We start from the raw sequence: 26,074 nt of genomic DNA on the forward strand, positions 1-26,074 counted from the left end.
TAAGGGGCAGCACGGGTATTGCGTTGACATGCGTCGATACGCGCAATTTGCGAATCGGCACAGAAGGCGGGCTCATTGTCGACGAGTGCAGAAAGCCCACGGAAATGGCCGGACAGCAGAAAGACTGAATTCCATTTCGTTTCTCCTTTGCTTAGCCCACGTGTGCGAGCGCGCGTGTCGTGTGGACCGTGGACGCGCGGTCGCGCAGCAGTAGTGGCATCAAACGCCGATTGGCTGTCCGCGCCGCCCACTCGCAATACGCGGCGCTGCCGAGCACCCAGCCATTGAGCGTCGACTGCATCAGGTTCTCGACCTCGCATTCGTCAAGCGGCCGTGCGCCCAGATCGCGGTAAGCCTGTTGGCGCTCCAGCGGCGTATTGCCGAGCGCCCGGTACAGCGCGTGATCCTTGATGAAGCTATCCACACGCTGCCCGAGGTGGTGCGCGCAGCTCGACCACTGGTAGTTTGCCGGGTCGGCAACAAGGCGGTTGCGCACCGGCGCCTGATCGATGACCTGGCTCGTGAGCAGGAAATACCGTTCGGGCTCGATCACCGTCGCCCGGTACCCGCCACGCCACACCGCACCGCGGCGTCCATGGCGGCGGTTGAAGGTCTCGACATAGCGACGGCACACTGCCTGCATCGCCATGGCCACGCTCGATTCGTATGAAGGCGTGACGAGGAACTGGACCGCGTCAGGCATGAGCACCCACGCGTGGACTGCCAGATCGGCGACGCGCGCGGCGTCTGCCAGACAGGCGAGGAAGTACAGGTAGTCTCCCTCGTCCAGAAATGCAGGGCCCACGATTCCCTGCAAGATTACGTGTTGCGGTTGTTCGGGGACGTAGTGCCGTGCGAGCCGTGTCATGCTGAATCAACTGAAAATCCGCTGTGGGAACGCGATCCCACAGATATCGGACGCGTCATGGTGCGTAACGCGCTATGGAAAATTCTATCGATCATCTGCGCGGATTTGCATCGCGAAAAGGCCATTTTTCTGGCCTCTTTTCGCTGATTTGCCGCTCGCAGCGAGCGTTTTTTATGCCACCGCTGAATTGCGGCGCCGCTTCATCCTGACGATCAGCTATCCGAGCTGATGCGGCGCGCGATAACGCGTTCAATGAGTTCATCGAACTGCTGACTGCGTTCGACGGCATCTTGCGCGTGCAGGCGGCAGCGGACTCACGCTATTTCATCGCGAACTGCGTTGAACGCGTGCATGAGCGGTTGCGTTGAAAGCGACGCTCGTCGTCGAGTGAATGGCAAGATGTGACGCGCGCGGCGAGGACCGGATGGTTTTCGTCGCGCCGCATTCGCCTCGCGGGCGCGGCGACGATCGGTGCTTCATCATTCCAGTCCCTCGTGCTTCATCGCAAGCTGGACGGCCGGACGCGCGCGCATCCGTTCGGCAAAGGTTCGCAATTTCTCAGGCACTTCGATACCCACCTTTTGAGCCCAGAGCAGCATGGTGAACAAATAGGCGTCCGCCACACTCGCTTCGCTACCGAACAGGTAATCGCCCTTGAACATGGTGGCGATCAACTGAAAGCGTTGACCAAGCTTCTCACGCGCTGCCGTTGCTTCAGCGTCCGAAGTGGGCTTGAAAACACGGCCGAACTGCTTGTGGATTTCTGTCGAAATGAACGCGAGCATCTCGAGCAGGCGCAGGTTGCCGGGTTCGCTATTGGGTGCAAGGGCAGGCTTGCGCTGTGCGACCCACGAAAGAATCGCGATATTCTCGGTAAGCCGCTGACCGTCATCCATCTCGAGGGTTGGGACGTAGCTCTTTGGATTGATCCGATTGAACTGCTCCCCCGTTTCCGTCTCCTTCGACTTCAAATCGACGCGAACCCTGTCGAAAGTGAGGCCGGCCTCATGCATTGCGATATGGTCGGCGAGGCTGCAGGCACCTGGCGAATAGTAGAGCTTCATGGTAGTGGTCCCATTTTCGTGAAATGAACTGCGCCGTTTCATTGCAGCAAAGGGTATGCCGCCGTCATAGCCACGGTCCCGCAGACTCGATAGCAAGTAGAAAGTAGGGTCACTAGTATTCTGACTGTGGCTCCTACAATAATTCAAGCTGTCTGACCCGGCCCATCCGAACCGGCATCACAACCGCAGCAGGGCATCGGCGACGCTCAGCACAGGAGGGACTATGCGGTCGGAAGTGAAGTCCGGCGTGCGTCTGAGACGTTATGCAATCACGGTGGCGGCCGTCGTCGTTGCCCTGATCGTCGTCGGACGCATCACCGGCGTCCTCGTCGACTGGCTGTGGTTCTCTTCGGTCGGCTATGGTGGCGTTTTCTGGACCATCCTTTCGGCGCGGGTGCTGCTGTTTGCGACGGTGTTCGCAATCTCGGCGTGCGCGATCTGGCTGTCGGGGATGTTGGCGCATCGTTACGCGAGGCGTGTCGATGTCTTGCGAGCGCAAGCAGCCGATCCGTCGCATGCGAGCGAGGTTGCCGTCGAACTGTCCGAACTGATCGCGCCGCACGTTCCCTGGCGCGCCAGTATTGCCTGCGCCGCGGTCGTCCTGGGGCTGGTTATTGCCGCTAGCGAAGTTTCGAATTGGGACGTCGCGCTTCGCTTCATATATCAGGTGCCTGTTGGCGAGCGCGATCCGATTTTCGAGAGGGATATCGGCTTTTATCTTTTCTCGCTCCCCGCGTATGTCGCTTTGAAGAACTGGCTGCTGCAGCTAGTGTTCTGGAGCGCGGTCGTGGCGGGTGCTGTGTACGCGTTGCGCGGTGACATTGCGCTGGAGAGGCCACCACGCACGCTGTCGGCCGCCGCCATCACTCATGGCTCGGCACTGCTCGGTTTGTTCTTTGCGGTGAAGGCATGGTCGTGGTGGCTCGACCGCTTCCTGCTGCTCTATGGCGACAACGGCGTCGTGGTCGGCGCCAGCTATACCGATGTCCACGTCGAGTTGCCGGTCCTGTGGATGCTTGTCGGCCTTGGAGCCGCCTCGTCGGTTGCTCTTTGGGTCAACATGCGCCAGCGCAGCCATCTGCTGCCCGTCGCTCTCGCACTGCTCGTATTCGGCAGTTCGATCGTGTTCGCCGAGATCTATCCTTCGCTGTTTCAGCGCTTCTATGTCAAGCCGAGCGAGCTGAAACTGGAAACACCCTATATTGAGCATACGATCGCGCTAACGCGACAGGCGTACGGCCTTGCAAAGATCGAGGTCAAGCCGTTCGAGGCCGAGCAGGGATTGACGCTCGACTCGCTGCAGGCCAATCGGGCGACCATCGACAACATCCGGCTTTGGGATGTGCCACCGCTGATGGACACTTACGCACAGCTGCAGGAGATCAGGACTTACTACAAATTTCTTTCGGTGGACATCGATCGCTATCAGCTCGATAGCGGATACAGGCAGGTGGTGCTGTCGGCGCGAGAACTGGAACCGGCGATGCTTCCGTCCAACGCCCAAACGTGGGTGAACCTGCACCTTATCTTTACTCACGGCATCGGCGTCGTGATGTCGCCAGTCACCGAGAAATCCACTGAAGGCTTACCGTCTTTCTATCTGCACGATATTCCGCCCGTCTCCAGCGGCGGGCCGGCGATTCGCGAACCACGTCTCTATTTCAGTGAAGGCCGGCAGGACTATGTGATCGTGAACGGCAATGTAGCTGAGTTCGACTATCCCCGCAGGCCGACCAATGCGTACACGAGGTATAGCGGGCGCGACGGCGTCGCGCTCGGCGGTGTGGGACGCCGCAGTCTCTTTGCCTGGCAGCTCGACGATCCGAACATTTTGCTGAGCGGCTATATCACTGACCAGAGCCGGATACTGCTTCACCGCAACATTCAGGACCGCGTGCGTACGATCGCGCCGTTTCTGACTCTCGACCATGACCCCTATGTCGTCGCAAGCAATGGGCGGCTGTTCTGGATACAGGACGCCTACACCGTCAGCCAGTGGTTTCCTTACTCCCGGCCCGGTTTCGGCGACAGCGCCAATTACATTCGAAACGCGGTCAAGGTCGTGATCGACGCGTATAACGGCACGGTCGATTTCTACGTCAGCGATCCCGCCGATCCGCTCCTGCGCACCTACGAGCGCATCTTCCCCGGTATGTTCAAGCCTTTGGACGCGATGCCAGCGGGGCAACGGCAGCATATCCGCTACCCCGAAGACCTGTTTCTGATCCAGGCGCAGCTCTACCGCGCGTATCACATGGATGCGCCGGAAGTGTTCTACAACCGCGAGGATCTGTGGCAGTTTCCTCAGGAGCTGGTCGGCATGGATGGCGGAAGCTCCGCCAGCACGATGCCGCCGTATTACACGATCATGCGACTCCCCGGCGACCCGCGCGCCGAGTTCATCCTGATGCTGCCGATGGTGCCGAGCCAGCGGGAGAACATGATTGCCTGGCTCGCGGCGCGCTGCGATCAGCCCGGGTACGGCAAGCTCATCGTGTATACCTTTCCGAAGGACAAGCTGGTCTACGGGCCGTTTCAAATCGAAGCGCGCATTCAGCAGAATACCGAGATCTCGCAGCAGATTTCGCTGTGGAACCAGATGGGCTCACGCGTCATTCGCGGTCATCTCGTAGTCGTGCCGATCGAGAACTCGATCCTCTACGTTTCTCCGCTTTATTTGCGCGCGGCCTCCGGTCAGTTGCCGGAGATGAAGAGAGTAATTGCCGCCTATGGCGACCGTGTGGTGATGGAGGACACGCTGGATCAAGCGCTGGCGGCGCTTTTCCAGGAGACCGCGCGAACGGCATCGCCATCCCGGGGCACAGTGGATGTTCGCGCGCGAGAGGCACTTGCTCACTATGACCGCGCGATCGAGCGACTGAAGGCGGAAGACTGGAGCGGCTTCGGTGCGGAACTGAATGCGCTGCGGCCGTTGCTCGAGGCACTCGGTGCCGGCCGTTCCGATGATCACAAATGACCAGCGGGACAAGCAACGGTCGTTGAAAGCCTGCGCGTCGATCAATGCGGTTCGCCGAGGCAAGCGTCGGCAACATCGACGATCGGCTCGCTGTCGGCGTGAGCTTCAGGAAACCGATCAACACACCTGATCTGAACGTAGGTCCACCAGGTTCCCGGTGGATCGTGACCCAGCCACATCACCGTGGCCGCGACCTTGGTGCGCAGCCCCCATTGCCGCCAGTCGGCGCCGGTTGGCGAAAAGTTTCCGTGAATGTCCTTATAAAGGTTGCGGTCCAGGCCGTACCGCTTCAGGTAGGGCGGGTTGATGCGTTCCTCGACCGTAGCCGGCTCGCCACGTCCGATGCCCACCTGCGCTATAGCCGTGTCCCGGCGGAAATCGCTGACCGCACGGCCGACCACCAACAGCTCGAACAGCAATACCCCGCCAACGGCGATGCAAGTCGCAATAATGCAAAGCGAGAGCGCCCAAAGCACCCGCCTTGTGGTCGTCGGTGTCTTCATCCCTGCCGACCTCCCTACCGGCATTGGGATTCGCTGCCAGCAAGAGCCAGCCGGTCCGCAGTCCGGTACGGGTACTTCAGGCCCTTTGTAGAAGGTCAATCGCCTTTTCGGCGTCGTCCAGCGAGTCGAGCGCGAGATAAGCGATGAATTGCGTGCCAAGCACAGCGGCCGAGACGCCGCGCAGATTGATCCCGCCATCCGCCAGCATCTGGCTCAATTGCGCGATGATGCCCAACTGGTCCAGACCCATTACACGGATGGAGTGAAGGCTCGGGGTGACGCTGAACCCCGCCTGGGTGGCGGCGCGGGTCACACTGTCTCCCTGTAGCGGAGCGACGAACACGACTCCTTTACCCGATGCCTCTGGCGTGCGACGCGCCACGATGAACTGCAAGTCGGCACCAGCATCCCGCAAGACGCTTAAGACTTTCGCAAGACCTCCCGGTTTGTCGTCGATGGTAGCTGCCCAAACCTCGACACGTTCCACACTCAGTTCCATGGCCGTCCCTCCCGGCTCGAACCTCATTAGAAAAATCTACTTCACGAACGGCATGCGGGCAAGGCCCGTTGGACCGCGCACCGGTCGGCGATCCGCGTCCAACTTGCTGCTGCCCGGCATCTGTATCAAGATCAAGTCGCCTCTTCACACACAGGCGACTCCGATGACAGACGATCCCGATGACGATCCCGACAAGCTCAAAGGCCCAGGCGGCATGAGCTTGAGGCAGATCCACGACCAGGTGCAGAAGTCCGTCCAGCGCGACCGCGAAGCGCAGACTGTGCGCCACGCGCCCGCTCCACCGCAAAGCCGCTGGCAGCGATGGGTGCGCTATGTATGGGGCCGTAGCGGGCGGCGTTAGCCGCAGATTGAACAGGGCCCGCACTGCATCTACCCGGCTACCCATTTGGGTGGTGTGCGCCCCCCGTGGTTCTGTCATTGTGAATCCGTCGTCATAACGCAATGGGCAGGGGGCTTGACATGGAAACCACATCCTCGAGCAGCAATCCTTTGATGGATCTCTCGGACAATCTGGCGGACATCGTCGCGCGAGTGGGGCGGAGTGTCGTGGCGGTACACGGCCGGCATCGCATGCCGTCGAGCGGCGTAATCTGGCGCCGTGGCGTCGTCGTGACCGCCGCACACACGCTCAGGCGCGAGGAAGGGATCGAAGTCACATTGACCGACGGCCGTACGGTCGCCGCGGTCCTCGCGGGTCTGGACGCGGGCTCCGACGTCGGCGTGCTGAAACTGGACGGTGTCGATCTCGATCCAATCGATTCTGGCGATGCCCACTCACTGAAGCCGGGTCATCTTGCGCTCGCCGTTGCCCGTGCGGATGATTCCGGCGTTAACGCTGATTTTGGCGTGATCGGCGGCGCGGCGGGGGCCTGGCGCACGTGGAGAGGCGGACAACTCGATGCGTTCGTGCGACTGGACGGCGGCCTGCGCCCGGGTTTTTCCGGGGCGGCCCTCGCGGATATGCGCGGGCAGGTCGTCGGCATCTGCACGTCGGCACTGATGCGCGGCGCCGGCATCGTGATTCCCGGGACGACCGTGGAGCGCGTCACCGATGAACTGTTGGCAAAAGGACGCGTGTCGCGGGGCTACCTTGGTGTCGGCACGCAGCGGGTCGGCCTGCCGGACGCCTGGGTCAAGGAAATGAACCTGTCGTTCGGCAGTGGCTTGTTGATCAACTCGCTTGCGCCGGGCGGCCCTGCGGAGCAGGCGGGCGTGCTGATAGGCGATGTACTGATCGAACTGGACGGCAAGCCTTGCCGCGACATGGGCGACGTAAGTGCCGCGCTGGGCTCCGCAAGCGTTGGGCAGCAGTTGCAGATCGCCTTGATCCGAGGCGGCGAACGCCACGCGTGTTCGGTAACAGTGGGCGAACGGCCCCAACGGAATCCGTGCAGATGAGGTCCGGGAAGGGACGAAATGTCGGATGGACGGACGAGACAGACGGTGCCTTTGCGGGTCGCAGTGATTGCGGCATCGTGGCAAGAGCGCGCGAGCCTGCAAGCGCTTGTGGAGGCGAACCCGGCGCTCGAGTTCCTGGGTAGCGCAGCCGATGCCGAAAAGCTCGTCGATTGCCTCGCCGGATCGGTGCCGGATGTGATCGTCGCCGACACCGCGCCGGAGGCAAGCGACGCGCTCAAGATTCCACTCGAACTCTCGCACGCGTTGCCGTCGCTCGTGCTGTTGAGCGACGACCCGGACAGCGACTGGATGCTCGATGCGTTGCCCACCGACGCGGTAGCCATCCTGCCGCGCAACGCGATGCCAGCCGAAATCGTCGTCTCCATCGAAGCCGTGGCCGCGGGCCTTTGCGTGCTGACGCCCGACATCCTCGCAAGGCTGCTCGCGGAAACGAGACCGTCGCGCCAGAAGGCACCCGGCGAAACGTTCGAAGCGTTGACATTACGAGAGATCGAAGTGCTGGTGATGCTCGCCGACGGACTCGGCAACAAGGAGATCGCGCGGCAACTCGACATCTCCGACAACACGGTGAAATTCCACCTGTCGTCCATCTTCGGCAAACTCGGTGCGACCAACCGCACCGAGGCGGTGATGCTCGGCATGCGGCACGGATTCATCATGGTGTAGAAAAGCTCGAGTGTCTCTACCCGCGACGCTGGACGACGTCACGTTGGAACAACGCTTTGGCAGCGTCCTCCGATTCCCAAACGTAGAAGTTCGTGGCTTCACTCGTTGCCGAATTGAGCGTGAAAGCCTTTGAACGTAGCCCGGGCATTCCCTCGAACCTTGCACGTGCGGTCTCGGCAATCGTCCGCACGGCTCGGCTTCACGCACCTCAACGAAGAATCATCGGTGGGATCTCCGCGACCAGTGCATCGATCGCGCAACGAGTCTTTGATGGAAGATATCGCGTGTTCGGCCACACCGCGTGGATGTCCTGTGGTCGCACGCCGCAACGCTCCCTCACCGCGACGAGTTCGCCCGTCATCACGTATCGTGTCAGCAACCAGCATGGCAACTGCACGAGCCCCAGACCGGCGACGCCTGCTCCGGCAATCGCCTGGATATCGTCGAGGCTCAGTTGCGGCTTGATCAGCAATTCCCGTTCAACCCCGTCCGTGTCGAGTACGCGCCATGGCGACACCACGCCGGCGCGCGAGTAAGCGATGCCCGCATGCTTCGCGAAATCGTCGATATCGACGGGCGTCCCATGCCGCGCAAGATACGCCGGGGCCGCTCCGATGCTGGTTTCCTGAACGCCGAGATGCCGTGCGGCGAGACTCGTGCTGTCGCGCAAAGCGCCGATGCGCACCGCAAGATCGATGTTTTCTTCAACGAGATCGACGGCCCGGTCTGTAAACGAGATGTCGATCTGTAGTTTGGGGTGCTTGCGTGCCAGTCCGAACAACACCGGAGCGACGCAATGGTGGCCGAATGCGAGCGGAGCGCTGACCCGCAGGCGACCGCGTGGCTCGCTGTATCCGGTCTCCAGTTCGGCTTCGGCGGCGTCCAGCTCGGCAAGCGCGCGGACGCATCGATCGTAATAGCTGCGCCCAGCCTCCGTCAGTGTCTGGCTACGCGTCGTGCGCTGGAGCAGGCGTACGCCGAGGCGCGCCTCGAGCTTCGCAATCACTTTGCCGATGGCCGACCGCGTGAGGTGCATGCGTTCGGCCGCAACAGTAAAGCTACCGGCTTCGATCACCTTGACAAAGACCGCTACGCCATCGAGTTGGTCCACCGAATTGGGTCCTTGTGGGAATAAGTTGTGGGAAAAAACTGCCTCAATAGGGACAATGGTTCCCGTTATAGTACATCCGACGTGATGCTGCTGATCGATTAGCTCCCTCCGTGTACGCCGACCTGTACGCACAAACGCACCTTTTTCCTGCGATATCTCATGACACTCGCCACCCCTTCCAAAAATGCCGTGGCGCTCGCCGCGGTATGCCTGACCTCGCTGATGTTTGGCCTCGAAATTTCCAGTGTGCCGACGGTGCTCTCCACCCTTGAAGGCGTGCTGCACGCAGATTTCAAGGAGATTCAATGGATCATGAACGCCTACACGCTCGCGTGCACCACCGTGCTGATGGGCACTGGCGCGCTGGCAGACCGTTTCGGACGCAAACGCATCTACGTGGCATGCATCGTGATGTTCGGAATCACCTCGCTCATCTGCGGCCTCGCACAGAGTGCGTCCGTCCTGATCGTCAGCCGTTTTTTTCAAGGGATCGGCGGTGGAGCGATGCTGATCTGCCAGGTGGCGGTGCTGTCGCATCAGTTCCAGGAGGGGCGCGAGCGCAGCAAAGCGTTTGGCGCTTGGGGAATCATCTTTGGCATCGGCCTTGGGTTTGGTCCGATCATCGGCGGCATGATCGTCGCAGTCGCCAACTGGCAGTGGGTGTTCCTCGTCCACGCGTTGATCTCGATCGTGGCGCTAGGTCTCGTCTACGCGGGTGTGCAGGAGTCCCGCGACCCGCATGCGCAACACCTGGACGTTGCTGGCATGCTCACGCTTTCCGCGTCGTGTTTCGGTCTCGTCTATTTGATTACGCAAGGTCCGGATCTCGGCTTGGAGAGCCCCGCCGCGCTCGGCATCGGCGCCGCGACGGCGTCGAGTTTTATCGCGTTCGTCCTCGTCGAGAAGCGCAGTCGTCGGCCGATGTTCGATTTTTCCGTGTTCCGGATTCGGCGGTTTTCAGGTGCGATATGCGGATCGATGGGCATGAACTTCAGCTACTGGCCGTTCATGATCTATCTGCCGATCTATTTTCAGGGCGCGCTCGGCTACACGAATGTGAAGTCCGGACTGTCGCTGCTCGCCTATACGCTACCCACGCTCATCGTGCCGCCATTTGCCGAGCGGCTTGCGCTGCGCTTCGATGCGCGCAGGGTCATTCCGCTCGGACTGTTCGTCATCGGTCTAGGCTTCATCGTGATGAGGTTCGGCGCTGGCGCGGAGCAGGCGAGTTGGCTCACGATGCTGCCGGGGTGCCTGTTGTGCGGAACCGGGCTGGGGATGACCAACACGCCGGTCACCAATACCGCGACCGGCTCGGTCTCGCCGAACCGCGCGGGCATGGCCTCGGGTATCGATATGAGCGCGAGACTGATCAGTCTGGCCATCAATATCGCGCTGATGGGTTACATACTCTTCGAAGGCGTGCTTTCTAATCTTTCTCGCGCGCTTCCCGGCTTTTCCGAAGCATCTTCGCTGCGTTTTCTCGCGCAAAAGGTGGCCGCAGGCAATTTTGCGGATCTCATGCAGGACAGCGCGAAACTCGCAACCCCCGATCCGCATGGCGTGGTCGCTCATGCGGCGCTCGTGCACGGCTTTGGTCTCGTGATGCTGTACGCCGTGATCTGTGTATGGGCTTTGGCGCTGCTCAGCGTCGTCGCATTCGGACTGGGCACGTACGCGCATCGTCCGAACTCTGCGCTGGATGAGTGTGTCCGTCGCCCGAGCACGTAAGCCTGCTGAATCACGCGTCCCATTGGGGAGCGAAGGGGGGAACGACGTAACGCTGATCCTTGCGAAGCGCTGCGATTGCTTTGCGGTCATCGTCGTCGAGTCGAACAGCTAGTGCATTGAGATTTGCTTGCTGGCTTTCGCGCCGCTGCGCCTTGGGGATCGCAATAACGCCGTTCTGATCGAGCAGCCAGGCAATTGCAATCTGTGCGGCAGTCGCACCGTGCTTGCTGCCGATCCGCGCCAATGTCGCATCGCTTGCCGCACGTCCCTGTGCGAGCGGCGCATACGCGACCAACGGGATGTTTTTCGAGCGCAGATAGGCGAGCATCGCGGACTGATCCAGGAACGGGTGATATTCAAGTTGATGACAGGCGATCGGCGCGCCTATGTCCTCAACGGCCGCTTCGATCAACGGCATATTGAAATTGCACACGCCGATGCCGCGGGTAAGCCTCGCCTCCTTGAGCTGCATGAGCGTCTCCAAAGCAGCCGCAAGATTCATGTCGCGGGAGGGCCAATGGATCATGTAGAGGTCGACGAAATCAAGTCGCAGCTTCTCGAGGCTCTTGGCAAATGCGCGGCGCAGGGCGTTGGGTTCGAGGTTCTCGTGCCATACCTTGGTCGTCACGAATAGCTCGTCCCGCGCGATGCCCGAGCCGGCGATGGCGGCCCCCACCGATTCTTCGTTCTGGTACATCTCGGCGGTATCGATATGCCGATAGCCGACTTCCAGCGCGCTTTCTACGACCGGCTGACAGTCGTTGCCGGGCATGCGGAACGTACCGAAGCCCAGGCGTGGTATGGCGAGCTCTCCTCGTTTGATCGTTTGCATGCTGTTCCTCCGTGTTGATGAGGCGTCCAATGTCTCACGCGCCAATTGATGAATAAAGTATGGTTCAATCAAATCTGAAATGATTAAAATCACGAATCCATCAGTATTCGAGGCGCATCATGACCTTCGACGGTCGATTGTTCGCGGGGATTACGGTGCTTGCCGCTGTCGCCGAAAGCGGAAGTTTCGTTCGTGCCGCGGAGGCGCTCGGCGTGTCTCCGTCGGGCGTAAGCAGAGCGATAAGCCGGCTGGAAAAGCAGATCGGCGTCCGCTTGCTCGACCGTACGACCCGATCGCAAACCTTGGCCGACGAAGGAAGGCGTCTCTACGAGACTGTCAGCCCACATCTGATCGGCATCGAGTGCGCGGCAAGTACAGCATCGGGTTCTGCCGGCGTGGTCCAAGGCAAGTTGCGCGTCAACGTGGACCCATTCTTCTCGCGGACCGTCCTCGCGTCGAAGCTGCCCGGATTTCTGCGGCAGTTTCCAGAGCTTTCGGTGGAATTGATCATGCGCGATGACGTGGGCGATCTCGTTGCGGATGGCTTCGACCTTGCGATACGCTTCGGGCCGCCACCGGTTGGTACTCTGGTTGCTCGCAAGCTGCTGGAAGCGCGGATCATCACGGTTGCGTCTGCGGCTTACCTTGAAAGCAACGGCCGCCCCAATTGTCCTGATGACGTCGTCGATCACGAACGCATACTTTTCTACAATCCCTTATCGGGACGCCCCTTTGAATGGGAGTTCCAGCGGGGCAAGGAGGTCGTCAGCATCCCGGTCTCGGGGCGGCTGCTGGTCTCCGATGTCGGCACGATGTTGAACGCTTGCGTAGCGGGCGCAGGAATCGCCCAGGTCATGTCGATCGGCACGGAAACACTGATCGCACAGCACGAGCTTGTCGATCTGTTTCCGGACTGGCCGGATGAACGTTTCCCTCTATATGCGCTCTATCCGTCGCGGCGGCACCTGGCCGCAAAGGTGCAGGCGTTCATCGCGTTCTGCATTGATGCGCAGATCACGGCAAATGGGTCTGCGACCCCGGAGCAAGCAAAGCGGAGCCGATCTCCATCGAGGCGTTCGCGTTCCCGCTCGCGCTGATATGTGCGGAGAAGGCGAGAAGCGGGGATTTCGAATATTTAACGAACACTGACCGGCGAGGCGGCACAGGACTGCAAGGAGGCTATGCGATGCTCGCACTCTTTACCGATTTCGGCGCCGACGACATCTATGTCGGGCAGGTAAGGGTCGCTTTGCTGCGACACGCGGCAGCCGGCACCCCCATTATCGATGTGCTGCATACTGCCCCGAACTACGACCCGCGGGCAGGCGCGCATCTACTCGCGGCGCTAGCACGGTGGTATCCGCCGGACTGTGTGTTCCTTGCCGTGGTCGATCCCGGCGTGGGTAGCGAGCGGGATGCCGTCGTGCTGCAAGCCGACGGGCAGCGGTTCGTCGGGCCGGACAACGGGCTGCTCTCGGTCGTGGCGGCGCGCGCGGCACATACCCGGACTTGGCGGATTACGTGGCGTCCATCCGCGCTTTCCGCCTCATTTCATGGTCGCGATCTGTTCGCCCCGATGGCGGCATGGGTGAGCCGCGGCGAGTTGCCTTCCGACAAGCTCGTTGAGAGGACAGGCTTGAGCGGGCAACTGGATGCGGGCGATTTCGCCGAGGTCATTTACGTCGATCACTACGGCAATGCGCTGACGGGGCTGCGGGCTGGAACCGTGCCGAGGTCTGCGCGGCTGAGCATCGCAGATGCCGATGTCGGGTATGCGCGGGTCTTTTCCGATGTAACGGCCGGTCGAGCTTTCTGGTACGAGAACTCGATCGGGCTCGTCGAGATCGCCGTGAATCGCGGCAGCGCCGCGACGCAGCTTGGCGTGCGTGTCGGAGATGCGGTCCAGGTGAAGGAGGGCGGCGAATCGGTGACGTAGCGCGCCCTATCAGAGTTGGAGCGTCGCGAATCGGCGGCGACGTTCTCCGTCGCCGCCCATTTGCGCTCACGGCAAGGTGATTTTGCGGGTGAATTCGTCCGTCACGTTGGGCGCCGTGGCTACGCCGAATACCGGGTAGACAGTTTTCGAACCGCTAGCAGCCAGCCCCATGTAGTCGCCGAGGAAATGGCCGCCCGCCACGGGAGCGTTAAGGATGTTGAACGAGGTGTCGGTCAGCTTGCGTTCATTACTCCAATTCTTGGGATCGGTACACGCAGTCGCAGTCGAGCAGAACACTGCGAAATAGTCGGTTCCCTCGAAGCCGGCGGGTGTGTTCGTGTCGTTGCGAAAGTCGTAGTAGGTCACCACGATCGTATTGCCGTCGCCCGACGACACGACCGCCGGAATGAAGGCCTGCTGACGGCAGGGGTGGGCTTTGTTTGTCGGCGTCTGGTTGATCATCACTGGCGTTGACCAGCTAGCACCGCCATCTGTCGATTCGCTGAAGGCGATCGCGTCGACCGGAATCGATCCAGTGGGCGTGGTGCAGATCGCGGACGAAAAGCGATCGTCCTGCCAGGTGAGATAGATTGCCCCCGAGACCGGGTTCACTGCGACACTGTAAAGAATGGAGGCATCGCGTATCGACTGGCCGCTGTCAGGCGAGACCACTCCGGCCACCTGAATGTCGTTGGTGAATGTCGGCGCCGACCAGCTTCCGCCTTTATCCGCAGACTTGACATAGCCGATGCTCAGGCCCGACGGCGTGGCATTGATCGCCGTGAAGAAATCAAGCAGGGTTCCATCAGGCAACACGCGCACCATGTTGTCGATTGTCTGTGCGTTCGTCCCCGGCTGGTAAATCGGGGCGGCGGTGCTCCACGTCACGCCTTTGTCAGTGGATCGCGAGAAGAAGCTCGGGCCGGTGGAATTGAACTTGAATACGGGGGCGCCGCCCGCCGCGGATGCTGCACCGTTACGCAATTGCCGCGCGATCAGAACGCCATCGTTTTCCGCGAGCAACTGGGCGCCTTCTTTCGTTGGCGGGAACACGCTCAACTGGTCCCAAACCGCATAGACGTAGTTGGTCGCCGTCGGGTCCGCAGTGAGCGAGTTCTTGTCATTGAGCACGTGCGGCGAGTTGCTGCGGATCAGCGTAACGGGAGTCTGCCAGGTTGCGCCGTGGTCGCTGGAGCGGCTGACCAGCATTCCGCTATTGCGCGCGCCAAACGGCGTGGTCGGTTGCGCGGGGTCCAGTACCAGAGAGAAGAAGAAGGCCGTTCCGTCTTGCGCAAAGTCCACCCAAGGATCGGAAGCACGGCGGAATTTGCCGCCAGTGCAGTCAGTCACGCCGGACGGAATCGAGTTGGACCAGGTGCTGCCCGCATCGCTGGAGACGACGCCGACGAGCCCGCGTGAGCCGCCGTCGTTCCAGCGATCCTGCTGGTGGCCGACGAGCAGGCGAGACGGGTCCGTCGGGTCCACCGCAACCCAGGGCTCGATCGAGGTGGCGGGAAACAGGACGCTGCCGAAGGCCGACTCCTGCGCGTTCAGCTTGTCGGCAGTGCAACCGCTAAATGGGTCGCCCGCGGCTACCTGGACGAGCGATCCCAGCGTTTGCGCGTGCGCGCCTGTGGCGATCGAGCATGCGAGCGCGACGACGCCAGCACCTGCAATGCCCTGCAAAACAGACCGGGATAGGCAACTGAAATTCATTTTCATTCTGGGCCTCGCGAAAAAGGGGAAAACGCCTGTGAATTGCCGGCTTTCCATTGCCGGCGCCATCACTTCCGACCTTCCGATACATTTGAAAACGTCTTTTCCCAGCGCAGAACGATGCTTGCTGCCGTCCGCGGAAGACATGCAGCAATGCATGTATCTACGGAAACACACTAGGTCGCCGCGGCAGAACTTGTGTGAATAAATCTTTGCGTATGCGATTTCATTACTGACATCCCCGGCATTGCTGGCATGGCATGCTGATTGCAGCGATCCCACGACGGCGGTCGAAGAATGTATCCGCTGCAGAAACGTGGCGTCTGAGATCGATGAACCAAAAAAAAAGCCCGCTCTGAAAAGAGAGCGGGCGTGGATTAAAAGAAGCCACCCAGGGTGTTAGATACCCTGGGATGCCTGCACTGCATCAATGACTCGTTCCCAGATAAGCGGCCTTCACTGACGGATCGTTGCGCAATTGCAGCGCCGGCCCATGCGCGGCGATCCGGCCATTCTCCAATACGTAACCGTAATCCGCCACGTTGAGCGCCGCCGCGGCGAACTGCTCGACGAGCAGCATCGTCACGCCCTGGCCCTTCAGATTCTCGATGATGCGAAAGACCTCTTCGACGAGTATCGGTGCGAGCCCCATCGAAGGTTCGTCGAGCAGCACGAGTTCCGGATTCAGCATGATCGCGCGCGCCATCGCGAGCATCTGCTGCTCGCCCCCGGAGAGCGTGCCGGCCAGTTGATGGCGCCGCTCTTTCAGACGCGGAAAGAGTTCGATCGCGCGTTCCAGATCGGCGTTCACGTCGCCGCGCGGACGCGCCCACGTGAGGCGTGGAAAGGCGCCGAGGATCAGGTTGTCGTGCACGCTCATCGTCGCGAACACGCGCCGTCCTTCCGGCGAATGCGCGAGTCCGAGACGCGCGATGCGATGCGAGTCGAGCGCATCGATCCGCTTTGCGCTCGCGCCCACGCCCATCGTGATTTCGCCTTCGCTCGCGCGGATCATGCCGGAGATCGCGCGCATCGTGGTGGTTTTCCCCGCGCCGTTCGAGCCGATCAGCGTGACGACCGAGCCCTTGGGCACGTCGATCGAAATGCCGTGCAGCACTTTCACCTTGCCGTATCCTGCATGCAGATTCTTGACCGATAGCATGTGTGTTCCTGAGTGTTCCTGTGTATCTCGTGGGTCGAAGCAGGGGAGCCCGGCTCAGGCCGCTTGCCCCGCCGCCTCGCCGCCGAGATAAGCCTCGATGACCTTTTCGTTCGACTGGATGTCGGCCGGCTTGCCTTCCGCGATCTTCTGCCCGAAGTCGAGCACCGACACGCGATCGCAGACGCTCATCACGACGTCCATGTGATGTTCGATCAGCACGACGGTGATGCCGTGAGCGCGCACCTTGCGGATGATTGCGACCAGCTCCTTGATATCGGGCGCGGTCAGGCCGGCCGCCGGTTCGTCGAGCAGCAGCACCTGCGGATCGAGCGCGAGCGCCCGTGCGATTTCCAGCAGCCGTTGCTTGCCGTAGGGCAGGTTGCGCGCTTCTTCGCCGGCGGCATGTTCAAGCCCGACAAAGCGCAGCATGCCCAACGCGCGCTCACGGGCGGCGCGCTCCTCGCGCCGGTACCGCGGGGACATCAGTCCGACGTCCGCGATATGTGCGCGAAACGTGTGATGCAAGCCGACCAGCACGTTTTCGAGCGCGCTCATCTCGCCGAACAGCTGCACGTTCTGGAAGGTGCGTGCGATGCCCGCCAACGCGATCTGCGACGAAGTCTTGCCCGCGAGCGACATGCCGCAATACTCGATCGAGCCCGCGGTCGGCACATAGATGCCGGTCAACACGTTCATCATCGTGCTCTTGCCGGAGCCATTAGGGCCGATCAGCCCGTGAACCGTGCCACGCCGCACGCTCAGGTCGACCTGGTTGAGCGCCTTGAGCCCGCTGAACTGCATCAGGATGCCGCGTAGTTGCAGGATTTCTTCCGTGTCGCCCGCGTGCACGGCGGCGACCGCGTCTGCGCCGATCGTCGCGGGTTGATGGGCGCCGACGGTGCTCGCGCGCACCACGCCGCCCATCATGCTCTTGCGCACGAATCCGATCACGCCGTCCTGCAGGTAGTACACGACGAGCAGGATCATCAGGCCAAAGATGCTCAGCCGCCAGTCGGCGAGCGTGTCGATGCAGTACGAAAACGCGGCGAGCCCCACCGTACCGAATACCGGAATCGCCACCTTGCGTGGCGTCGACACCTTGCGCGCGAGCGCTATGCCTGCGCCGATCACTACCGCGGCTGCCAGCACCGATGCGACGATGCGGAACATATCGATGTCATCGAGCAGCTTGGGTAGGAGCACGATGATCGCCGAGCCGAGCACCGCGCCGGTTCGCGTCTTGCGCCCGCCCATGATGATCGCGAGCAGGAACAGGATGGTCAGCTCGAAGTTGTAGGTATTCGGTGAGATGTATTGCTCCGAATACGAGTAGAGGCAGCCGGCCAGACCGGCGAAGCCCGCGCTTATCACGAACGCGTAGACCTTGTAGCGGTACACCGATACGCCCATACAGTCCGACGCGATCGGGCTGTCTCGCAGGGCTTCGAAGGCCCGGCCCAGATGTGACTTGAGTACCCGGTGCACGACGATCAGCGAGGCCACCAGCAGAGCCGCGACGAGCCAGTAGTACTCGACTTCGTTCATCGGCCGCGCACCGAGCGACGGCTTCGGAATCTTGACGCCCATCGGCCCGTTGGTCAGAAAACCCATCTCGTTGATGAGAATCTGAAGGATCGTGCCGAACGCGAGCGTCACCATCGCGAGGTAGGGGCCGGACACGCGCAGTGCGGGCAGCGCGAGGATCGCGCCGAAGCCGGCCGTAACGAGAATCGCGAGCGGCGCGGTCACGAAAATCGGCAAGCCGAGCTTCATGAACAGCACGCCCGCCGTGTAGGCGCCAACCCCGAACAGCCCCGCATGCCCGAGCGAAACTTGGCCGGTGTAGCCTACCACGATGTCGAGACCGAACAACAAGATCGCGTAGATCATGATGGTCTCGACCAGATGGATGTAGTACGGATTGCCCGACAGCACCGGGAACACCGCAAGCGCGATCAGCACAAGTGCCGTCGCAACGAGTTTCTTCAGATTCACGGCGGCCCTCACACTTTCTTGATTGAAGTCTTGCCGAACAGCCCGGCGGGTTTCATCGCGAGCACGATGAGCAGCAGGACCAGCCCCGGCACATCCTTGTAGCCGGTGGAGAGATAGAAGCCGGTAGTGGTCTCGGCGATGCCGAGAATCACGCCGCCGACAAGAATGCCCAAACCGCTGGTGAGACCGCCGATGATCGCCACTGCGAACGCCTTGAGGCCGAGCACTGCGCCCATCGTCGCGCCGGTCAGCGTGAGCGGAGCGATCAGCACGCCGGCGAACGCGGCGGTCAGCGACGAGAGGGCATACGAAAACGTGATCACGAGGCCGGTGTTGATGCCCATCAGCGCGGCGGCGTCGCGGTCGTTCGCCGTGGCCACGACGGCCTTGCCGAAGATCGTCTTGCGGTTGAAGAACTCGACGGCCAGCATCATCGCGAGCGCGCCGCCGACCACCAGAAGTTCCATCGGCAGAACGTTGGCGCCGAACACCTTGAGCGGCGCTTCCGGCAGCGGCGACGGGAAGCGCAGATCGTCGCGGCCCCAGACGTTTTCCGCGACGTTCTTGAAGATGATGCCCAGCGCGATCGTCGACATGATCCAGCCGAATTCGGATTTGATCCTGATCGCGGGCCGCACCCCGATCCGTTCGACGAACGCGCCCTGCAACAGACCGAACGCGCAGACGAGCGGGATCATCAGCCAATAGTTGACGCCGAGCGAAACCAGCGTGAGGCCGACTAGCGCGCCGAGCATCAGCGCGTCGCCCTGGCCGAAGTTCAGCGTGCCGGAGGTCGCGAATGTGAGTTGGTAGCCGAATGCGATCACGGCGTAGATCATGCCGAGTGCGATCCCGCTATAGATGAGCTGTAAAAGAATGGTCATCGTCGAGCGCCTTAGAGTTCACCATCTATAAAACAAAGCCGCCCCCGCTGGCGGGCGGGTGCGGCTTTGGAGCATGCTGCCGCGCTGGATTTGGGCTTTTATCCGCGCTTAGTTCGTCGACGCCTGCTTGCTGCGCAACTGGCTGCCGTCCTTGCGATCAGCGTCATACGCATAGATCACGCGGCCGCCCTTGACCTCGCCAACCACCGGCACGTTCGGGCTGATCGCCTCGTGGTCGTCGTGCGTGAACGGCTTGTCGTACACCATCACGACGCCTTCCACCTTGCTGTTGAGGTTTTCGAGCGCGGCGCGCACCTTCGAACCATCGGTCGAACCCGCCTGGGTCATCGCCGCGGCCAGCAAATAGACCGAGTCGTAGCCTTGGGCGGCGGACACCGCCGATTCGATGCGGTTGTTCTTCGGCTTGAACTCCTTGAGGTACGCGTCGATGAACGCCTTGCGCTTGGGCGTGTTCGCTTCCTGAATGAAGGTCTGCGGCATACGGGCGCCTTCGCCGTTGGTGCTCGCGTTGTCGATGTAGTTCGCCATCGACAGGGTCCAGCTGCCGATCAGCGGTACTTTCCAGCCGAGCTTGGCCATGCCGTTGGCGATCTGCGCGAGTTCCGGCCCAATGCCGTAGGTCAGCACCGCTTCAGCGCCGGCCTCCTTGGCCTTGAGCAACTGCGCGGTCATGTCGACGTCCTTGATATTGAATTTTTCTACCGCAACCGGCTTCACGCCTTTCGTGGCCAGCGCCTTTTCGAGGTCTTCGCGGCCGAGCTGACCGTAATTGGTCGAGTCCGCGAGAATCGCGACCTTCTTGAAGCCGCGTTTGGTGATCGCTTCTTCAACGATCATCGGCGCCTGAATGCGGTCGGCAGCGGCGTTGCGGAACACGTAGTTATCCGGTTGATCGGTGAACTGCTTCGTCAGGACACTGCCAGTCGCGACGTTGTTGAACACCGGGATCTTCGCTTCCTGGAAGAAGCGTTGAGACGCGAGTGCCACGCCGGTATTGATGTAGCCCACCACCGCAGCCACTTTTTCCTTGTTGATCAGCTCTTGCGCGATCTGTACGCCGCGTTCATTTTTCGCCTCGTCGTCGCGCTCGACCAGCACGATCTGACGGCCAAGCACGCCACCGGCTTTATTGATTTCCGCGGTGGCGAGCCGCACGCCGTCGCGCATGCTCACGCCCATCGAAGACGAACCGCCGGTGAAAGGTCCGTCGACACCGATCTTGATCGGGTCGGCGGCGTAACTGACGTCAATGAGGGCACACAACGCGAGCGCGCTCACGACGCTCTTCAAGCGAATTCCCATACTGTCTCCGTAGCATGTCTCTTTTTGCACAGAGCCTGGAAGTGGCTTCCATGCGCGCTGACCGGGCGTTCTCAGGGAGCCTGAGCGCCCGTCGTGACGGAGTATGGAATTGTTAATGTATGTGTAATATTCGGACTTACCCGCGTGGTGCAATAGCACGGTTATTGGCAGTGCCGATCCGGTCCCGTCGCCAAGCCTGACAAACCATCACTTCGCCCGCGCCGCAAGGCGCGCAATCATCCGCTCAGCCATTGCGCGATCGATCACTTCGAATGAACGGCTCGTGCGTTCATAGGCATACATGGCGCCAGTCGCGATATCGAACCACCAGCCGCTCAATACGAGTGCCCCGGCGGTGACTTGCTGGCGGACGATCGGGTAGGTCATCAGGTGCTCGAGCTGCACGAGCACGTTGAGTTGCGACAATTGATCGTGCGCTTTCAAACTGTCATCGAGCGGACCTTCCTGTTCGAGCCGAAACGCCGCGGTGTTGGAGTGGCACAGCCATTTATCGAGGTTTGGCGATTTCAGCTTGGCGTTGCGTGAGAACACGGCCTTCATCGCGCCGCACTCAGAATGCCCGCATACGACGATATTCGCGACTTTCAACACCAGCACCGCATATTCGATTGCGCTGGCCTCGGAAAGATCTCCGGTGGAGACGCCCTCCGCAGTGGCCGGCGGGATCAGATTGCCCACGTTGCGCATCGTAAAGAGATCGCCGGGATGGGTCGATGCCAGCAGATCCGGCACGACGCGGCTGTCCGAGCAGGTGATGAAGAGCGCATCGGGAGTCTGCGCGAGCGCCAGTTTGCTGAACTGCTGTGCGTATTGCGGCAGCATCTTCTCCCGGAACTCGACGATGCCCATGATGAGTTTTCGCACGATCGCCTCTCAAACGACGGGTTGCCTTGCCGCCGAGGTCTCCGAGCCTCCAAGCCCTTGCGAGTCCGGGATACGGGCCAACGCCAGGTCCTCCGGAAATGGGTGCCTCGCGCCGATCTCACGGTCCAGCAGGGTCAGCTCGACCCGCAATGCGTCGTGACGATGCTCCGGCAAGCACTGGAGGAGATTCTCTATCGCCGCGCGCTGACGCCGCGCGATCTGGATGCTGCCCGCGCCATACTGACGTATCTCGCGAAAACTGATATGCACGAAATCTTCCCAGTTCGGCGTTCGAAAGATCACGCACACACGGCCAGACTTATCCCTGATCTCTTCGGTGTACAAAGACCGTTTTCCGACTACGCGCAATAGCCGCTGTAGTTGATCAATGGCCAGCACGGCCGTTGTGGGATCGTTGATCGCGGCCGATAACGCTTTCAGCGCAATATCGACAAGGATGCGGAACGCGAACATGGGATCCTGTTCCATCGTGCGTTCAGTCCCAAAGGCAACCAGTGTACGCAGCCGGTTTTCATCGATTGCGCCCGCGTCCCCGTACAGATAGAACAAGGGTTCGTCCACCGCGACAAAGTCGCCGACTTGCGGCACGAATTCGATAACCGAGTTCGTGCGCCTCGCCTTGGCAACGAGTCTTTCTAGATTCACGGCCAGAACGATGCCGGATGTACCGCTGTGGGGAACGATGCGATCAGGCACGCCTCGCTTGCGGTCAACGCACGACGGGGCGATCCGGCCCGTCGCCGGCGCGGGATAAACGCTTTCGAGGACCGCGATCCCGTGCTCTCCGACTCGCGCCACGAGGCTCACTGGCCGCAGAAATTTCGCCGCATAGTCGATCAGGAAAAGGAAGGCGACGACGGAAGCGAATCCGAATAGCGCTGCGATGAATACCTGAAGCTGGTGCACCTCGCTCTCACCCATCCAGCCCAGGGTCCTGTTGGCGAATAGAAGTGTGAAAACGAACAATCCCGAGATGTTGCGGATCACGTTGTCGCGCAGCAAGGTCGTCGCGATGATCCGCGGGGTGTATTGACCGCCAGCGACCTGGATCGCGACGAGCAGCGACCCGAAGGTAAATACCAGAAACGCCAGGTCCGCGGAAACGATGTCACCGACAAGCGACCGCGCTCCAGTCATGGACAGCCCGAAAAGGCCAGTTTTTGGATCGAGGATGTCGTGTCCGATCAACCACCTTCCCAGCATTTCAGTGAGCGGCTTCACCACCGCATAGATCGCTACTGCGACGAGCGGTACCGTCCACAGGGAAGACCTGAGGTAACTCTTTAGGCTGTACCAGCGGTTCCAGTCCATGATTGGGCTCTTCCTACGTCGCGGTTCGCCTCGGACGATGAAAAGGAGACTCCTCGGGCGCGTGGAGTCTCCCGAACCAATAAGACACGCGACCTTCAGGTCGGTCAATGAGACTTTGGTCCGACAGCTCGACGCCTGAGGATGCGAAACCGCGCGACGACGATGACGAGAGATCGTTATGAAGAATGGCCGCAGGTGAGCGTCGTCTAACGCGCCATCGTGGGGAGTGCGTCTTCGGCGACTGGCGCTCCCGCCCGCACATCTTCGGCAGCGGCGGCGGTATCGGACGCCACATGGGCCAGCTTCATCAGACGCGGCTGCAGCAGCAGCGCGACGAGACCGCTCCAGCCCGTCTGATGCGAAGCGCCGACGCCACGCCCGCTGTCGCCGTGAAAGTACTCGTGGAACAGCACGAGATCAGACGAGCGCGGGTCGGCCTGCAACTGCGGATAAGCCGCCATCACCGGTCGCATGCCATGCTCGTCCTTCAGAAAGAGGGTGGTGACACGCCGTGCGAGACCGTCGGCGATCTCGCTGAGCGAGCACCGCTTGCCTGACCCAGTCGGATACTCGATGCGGAACTCGTCGCCGTAGTAGCGATGGAATTCATACAGCGATTCGATCAGCAGATAGTTGACGGGCATCCACACGGGCCCGCGCCAGTTCGAATTGCCGCCGAATACGCGCGAATCCGATTCGGCCGGCTGATACTCGATGCAGACATGCGCGCCGCCATGATCGAACTCGTACGGTGTATCGCGATGCACGCGTGACAGCGCACGCACGCCGTGATCGGACAGGAATTCGTTTTCGTCGAGCGCGCGGCGCAGCAGCGCCGTCATCCGGTATCCGCGCAGCAGCGACAGCAGCGTGGTATTGCCTTTGCCGGGTTCGGTCCAGCGCGACACCAGCTTGGCCAGGTTCGGCCGGTGATCGAGAAACCACGCGAGCCGTTCTCGCAGGCCAGGCAGGTGGCCGTATATCCGTTCTTCGAGCACATGCACGGCGAACAGCGGGATCAGGCCGACGATCGAACGAACGCGCATCGGCACACGCGTTCCATCCGGAAGATGCAGTACGTCATAGAAGAATTCGTCGCGGCCGTCCCACAGCCCTGTTCTGCAGCCCTCGCTGCAACCGACGGCTTCCGCGATATACAGGAAGTGCTCGAAAAACTTCACCGCGATTTCGACGTACGCGTTGTTGGTCATCGCGAGCTCGAGTCCGATCTGCATCAGGTCGAGCGCATACGAGGCCATCCACGCGGTGCCGTCGGCCTGGTCGATGCGGCCGCCGGTCGGCAGCGGCGAAGAGCGGTCGAAGATGCCGACGTTGTCGAGCCCGAGAAAGCCACCCTGGAAGATGTTGCGATCCTCCGCGTCCTTGCGGTTGACCCACCACGAAAAGTTCAGCAGCAGCTTGTGGAACATCACTTCGAGAAACTGGTGGTCGCCTACGCCCGTGACTTCACGGTCGAGTTCGTACACGCGCCATGTCGCCCATGCATGAACCGGCGGGTTCGCGTCGCCGAACGCCCATTCGTACGCGGGCAATTGTCCGTTCGGATGCATGTACCGTTCTTTCACGAGCAGCAGCAACTGTTTCTTCGCGAAGTCGGGATCGATCATCGCGAACGCTGCGGCATGAAACGCGAGATCCCACGACGCGTACCACGGGTATTCCCACTTGTCCGGCATCGAGACGACGTCGCCGTTGCACATATGCCGCCAGTCGGCGTTGCGACCGTAACGGCGTCCTTTCGGCGGCTTCGGCTGACCGGGGTCGCCGTCGTGCCAGCGCGTCACGTCGAACTGGTAGTACTGCTTCGTCCATAGCATGCCGGCGAGCGCCTGGCGTTGCACGAGCCGTGCATCGGCGTCGGCGATGTCGTGCTGGAGCGCCGCGTAGAACTCATCGGCCTCCGCGATCCGGCGCGCGAACAGCGCTTCGAAGTCGAGCGGCGCGTCGTCGCGCGTGATGCCCGCTGGTGCCGCCGGACGCCAGCGCAGATACAGCACCGCGCGCTCGTGCGGCGCGAGCGACAGCGCCACATGCGCGGCGGCGCGCGTGCCCGCGTCGCGGCGTATCGCCTGCTCGTCGCCATCGACGAGGTAATCGTTGAAGCCATCCTTGAACGGGCCCGCACCGGCGATGCCGAAAATGCGGCGCACATTGGTTTCGTTTTCGCAGAACAGCCATTCGATCGGCTGCGGCGCCGAGGCCGTGACGATCATCGTGCCCAGCGCGGGATTGTGCGCGATCACGCGCGCGCCTTCGGCGGACTCCGTCTCGAGCGTCAGCGAGGGCCTGCCGGGCTTGCCAGACCAGGCCCAGCGGTTGCGCGCCCAGAACAGCGGCAGCACATGGAGTGGCGCGTGCTGATCCGCGCGATTTTCGACGCTGATGCGCATCACGATGTCGTCGGGTGTGTGCTTCGCGTATTCGACCCAGACGTCGAAATAGCGATCGTCGTCGAACACGCCGGTATCGAGAATTTCGTATTCGGGCTGATCGGCGCCGCGCCGGCCGTTTTCGCCGATCAGGTCCTGATACGGATACGCATCGTGCGGGTACTTGTAGAGCATCTTCATGTACGAGTGCGTCGGCGTGCCATCGACATAAAAGTAAAGCTCCTTCACGTCTTCGCCGTGATTGCCCTGCGCATTGGTCAAGCCAAACAGCCGCTCCTTCAGGATGGGGTCGCGCCCGTTCCAGAGCGCGAGCGACACGCACCAGTCGAGTGGATCGTTGCCGAATCCGGCAATGCCGTCCTCGCCCCAGCGGTACATGCGGCTGCGCGCCTGATCGTGGGGGAAATACTCCCAGGCGGTTCCGTAGTCGCTGTAGTCCTCGCGAACCGTGCCCCACTGCCGGTCGCTCAGATAAGGCCCCCAGCGGCGCCAGCAGTCCAGGTCCGGGCCATGCAGACGGATTCCTTCCTTCGAACGGAGCAGATCGTTGGTGCGTAGCGATGACATAAGACCTCCCAAGCTGGGATCGACTGCCGAACACTTTCAGTGCGTGAGTCCCCGCCGGTCCTGTGGCGCATGCGCTGCCGGGCGGTATCTGGATGATAGGCGCCGTTTAGCCTTATTGAGTTCGGCTCCGAACCAGGGAGGTGCGGGTTACTACCGCCATCCGGCATCCATC

General features: G+C 61.4%; 22 protein-coding genes. 8 read left to right on the forward strand and 14 right to left on the reverse strand.

Annotation, left to right across the window (positions count from 1 at the left end; all coding sequences use genetic code 11):
- Positions 1-151 precede the first annotated feature (151 nt).
- Positions 152-868, reverse strand: a complete 717-nt coding sequence (locus AB3X86_RS19235) for a transposase (protein WP_368597222.1) — start codon at positions 866-868, stop codon at positions 152-154.
- Here AB3X86_RS19235 and AB3X86_RS19240 point away from each other — a divergent pair.
- Positions 867-1,097, forward strand: coding sequence for a hypothetical protein (locus tag AB3X86_RS19240; RefSeq protein WP_368597223.1), 231 nt, complete (start codon positions 867-869; stop codon positions 1,095-1,097). The two genes, AB3X86_RS19235 and AB3X86_RS19240, sit on opposite strands and share 2 nt — an antisense overlap.
- Before the next feature lie 250 nt (positions 1,098-1,347).
- Here AB3X86_RS19240 and AB3X86_RS19245 read toward each other — a convergent pair whose 3' ends face one another.
- A complete protein-coding gene (locus tag AB3X86_RS19245) occupies positions 1,348-1,932 on the reverse strand; it encodes a glutathione binding-like protein (protein WP_368597224.1) in 585 nt (194 codons plus the stop codon).
- Positions 1,933-2,155: 223 nt separating this feature from the next.
- Here AB3X86_RS19245 and AB3X86_RS19250 point away from each other — a divergent pair, with 223 nt between their 5' ends.
- A complete protein-coding gene (locus AB3X86_RS19250; protein WP_368597225.1) occupies positions 2,156-4,909 on the forward strand; it encodes a UPF0182 family protein in 2,754 nt (917 codons plus the stop codon).
- A gap of 41 nt (positions 4,910-4,950) precedes the next feature.
- Here the strand turns inward: AB3X86_RS19250 and AB3X86_RS19255 are convergent, their stop codons facing one another.
- Positions 4,951-5,412, reverse strand: coding sequence for a hypothetical protein (locus tag AB3X86_RS19255; protein WP_176378199.1), 462 nt, complete (start codon positions 5,410-5,412; stop codon positions 4,951-4,953).
- 76 nt (positions 5,413-5,488) lie between these two features.
- A complete protein-coding gene (locus AB3X86_RS19260; protein ID WP_368591998.1) occupies positions 5,489-5,911 on the reverse strand; it encodes an ACT domain-containing protein in 423 nt (140 codons plus the stop codon).
- Positions 5,912-6,074: 163 nt separating this feature from the next.
- On the opposite strand from AB3X86_RS19260, the gene AB3X86_RS19265 reads away from it, so the two are divergent.
- From AB3X86_RS19265 to AB3X86_RS19275, 3 genes are all read left to right on the forward strand, one after another.
- Positions 6,075-6,272 carry a hypothetical protein gene (locus tag AB3X86_RS19265; protein ID WP_368597226.1) on the forward strand — a complete coding sequence of 66 codons (198 nt, stop codon included), beginning with the start codon at positions 6,075-6,077 and terminating at the stop codon, positions 6,270-6,272.
- A 152-nt stretch (positions 6,273-6,424) separates the two neighbouring features.
- Positions 6,425-7,330, forward strand: a complete 906-nt coding sequence (locus AB3X86_RS19270) for a S1C family serine protease (RefSeq protein WP_368597299.1) — start codon at positions 6,425-6,427, stop codon at positions 7,328-7,330.
- An 18-nt stretch (positions 7,331-7,348) separates the two neighbouring features.
- Entirely contained in the window at positions 7,349-8,017 is a 669-nt protein-coding gene (locus AB3X86_RS19275; protein WP_368597227.1) for a DNA-binding response regulator, read from the forward strand.
- A 208-nt stretch (positions 8,018-8,225) separates the two neighbouring features.
- Here AB3X86_RS19275 and AB3X86_RS19280 read toward each other — a convergent pair whose 3' ends face one another.
- Positions 8,226-9,128: a LysR family transcriptional regulator gene (locus AB3X86_RS19280; RefSeq protein ID WP_176111959.1), complete on the reverse strand. Its 903-nt coding sequence runs from the start codon at positions 9,126-9,128 to the stop codon at positions 8,226-8,228.
- A gap of 159 nt (positions 9,129-9,287) precedes the next feature.
- On the opposite strand from AB3X86_RS19280, the gene AB3X86_RS19285 reads away from it, so the two are divergent.
- Positions 9,288-10,859, forward strand: coding sequence for an MFS transporter (locus AB3X86_RS19285; protein ID WP_368597228.1), 1,572 nt, complete (start codon positions 9,288-9,290; stop codon positions 10,857-10,859).
- A gap of 10 nt (positions 10,860-10,869) precedes the next feature.
- On the opposite strand, the gene AB3X86_RS19290 is transcribed toward AB3X86_RS19285, so the two are convergent.
- Entirely contained in the window at positions 10,870-11,691 is an 822-nt protein-coding gene (locus tag AB3X86_RS19290) for an aldo/keto reductase (protein ID WP_368597229.1), read from the reverse strand.
- Between the two features lie 119 nt (positions 11,692-11,810).
- On the opposite strand from AB3X86_RS19290, the gene AB3X86_RS19295 reads away from it, so the two are divergent.
- Positions 11,811-12,788 carry a LysR family transcriptional regulator gene (locus AB3X86_RS19295; protein ID WP_368597230.1) on the forward strand — a complete coding sequence of 326 codons (978 nt, stop codon included), beginning with the start codon at positions 11,811-11,813 and terminating at the stop codon, positions 12,786-12,788.
- A gap of 89 nt (positions 12,789-12,877) precedes the next feature.
- On the forward strand, positions 12,878-13,627 hold the full coding sequence (locus AB3X86_RS19300) for an S-adenosyl-l-methionine hydroxide adenosyltransferase family protein (protein ID WP_368597231.1): 750 nt from the start codon (positions 12,878-12,880) through the stop codon (positions 13,625-13,627).
- 66 nt (positions 13,628-13,693) lie between these two features.
- On the opposite strand, the gene AB3X86_RS19305 is transcribed toward AB3X86_RS19300, so the two are convergent.
- The 8 genes from AB3X86_RS19305 to AB3X86_RS19340 all read right to left on the reverse strand — a co-directional run bounded on the left by AB3X86_RS19305 (position 13,694) and on the right by AB3X86_RS19340 (position 25,902).
- On the reverse strand, positions 13,694-15,349 hold the full coding sequence (locus AB3X86_RS19305) for a sialidase family protein (RefSeq protein ID WP_368597232.1): 1,656 nt from the start codon (positions 15,347-15,349) through the stop codon (positions 13,694-13,696).
- A gap of 421 nt (positions 15,350-15,770) precedes the next feature.
- Positions 15,771-16,505 (reverse strand): ABC transporter ATP-binding protein, encoded by a 735-nt coding sequence (locus tag AB3X86_RS19310; RefSeq protein ID WP_368597233.1) that lies wholly within the window; start codon positions 16,503-16,505, stop codon positions 15,771-15,773.
- Positions 16,506-16,559: 54 nt separating this feature from the next.
- Positions 16,560-18,500, reverse strand: a complete 1,941-nt coding sequence (locus tag AB3X86_RS19315) for an ATP-binding cassette domain-containing protein (protein WP_368597234.1) — start codon at positions 18,498-18,500, stop codon at positions 16,560-16,562.
- An 8-nt stretch (positions 18,501-18,508) separates the two neighbouring features.
- Positions 18,509-19,384: a branched-chain amino acid ABC transporter permease gene (locus AB3X86_RS19320; protein ID WP_176122035.1), complete on the reverse strand. Its 876-nt coding sequence runs from the start codon at positions 19,382-19,384 to the stop codon at positions 18,509-18,511.
- 108 nt (positions 19,385-19,492) lie between these two features.
- A complete protein-coding gene (locus AB3X86_RS19325) occupies positions 19,493-20,707 on the reverse strand; it encodes an ABC transporter substrate-binding protein (protein ID WP_176366540.1) in 1,215 nt (404 codons plus the stop codon).
- 207 nt (positions 20,708-20,914) lie between these two features.
- Positions 20,915-21,592 carry a carbonic anhydrase gene (locus tag AB3X86_RS19330; protein WP_368597235.1) on the reverse strand — a complete coding sequence of 226 codons (678 nt, stop codon included), beginning with the start codon at positions 21,590-21,592 and terminating at the stop codon, positions 20,915-20,917.
- 9 nt (positions 21,593-21,601) lie between these two features.
- On the reverse strand, positions 21,602-22,924 hold the full coding sequence (locus tag AB3X86_RS19335) for a DUF2254 domain-containing protein (protein WP_368597236.1): 1,323 nt from the start codon (positions 22,922-22,924) through the stop codon (positions 21,602-21,604).
- Between the two features lie 206 nt (positions 22,925-23,130).
- On the reverse strand, positions 23,131-25,902 hold the full coding sequence (locus tag AB3X86_RS19340; protein WP_368597237.1) for a glucosidase: 2,772 nt from the start codon (positions 25,900-25,902) through the stop codon (positions 23,131-23,133).
- Positions 25,903-26,074: the final 172 nt, after the last annotated feature.

The sequence above is a fragment of the Paraburkholderia sp. BR14374 genome (assembly GCF_040948685.1).
Taxonomy (GTDB): Bacteria; Pseudomonadota; Gammaproteobacteria; order Burkholderiales; family Burkholderiaceae; genus Paraburkholderia; species Paraburkholderia youngii.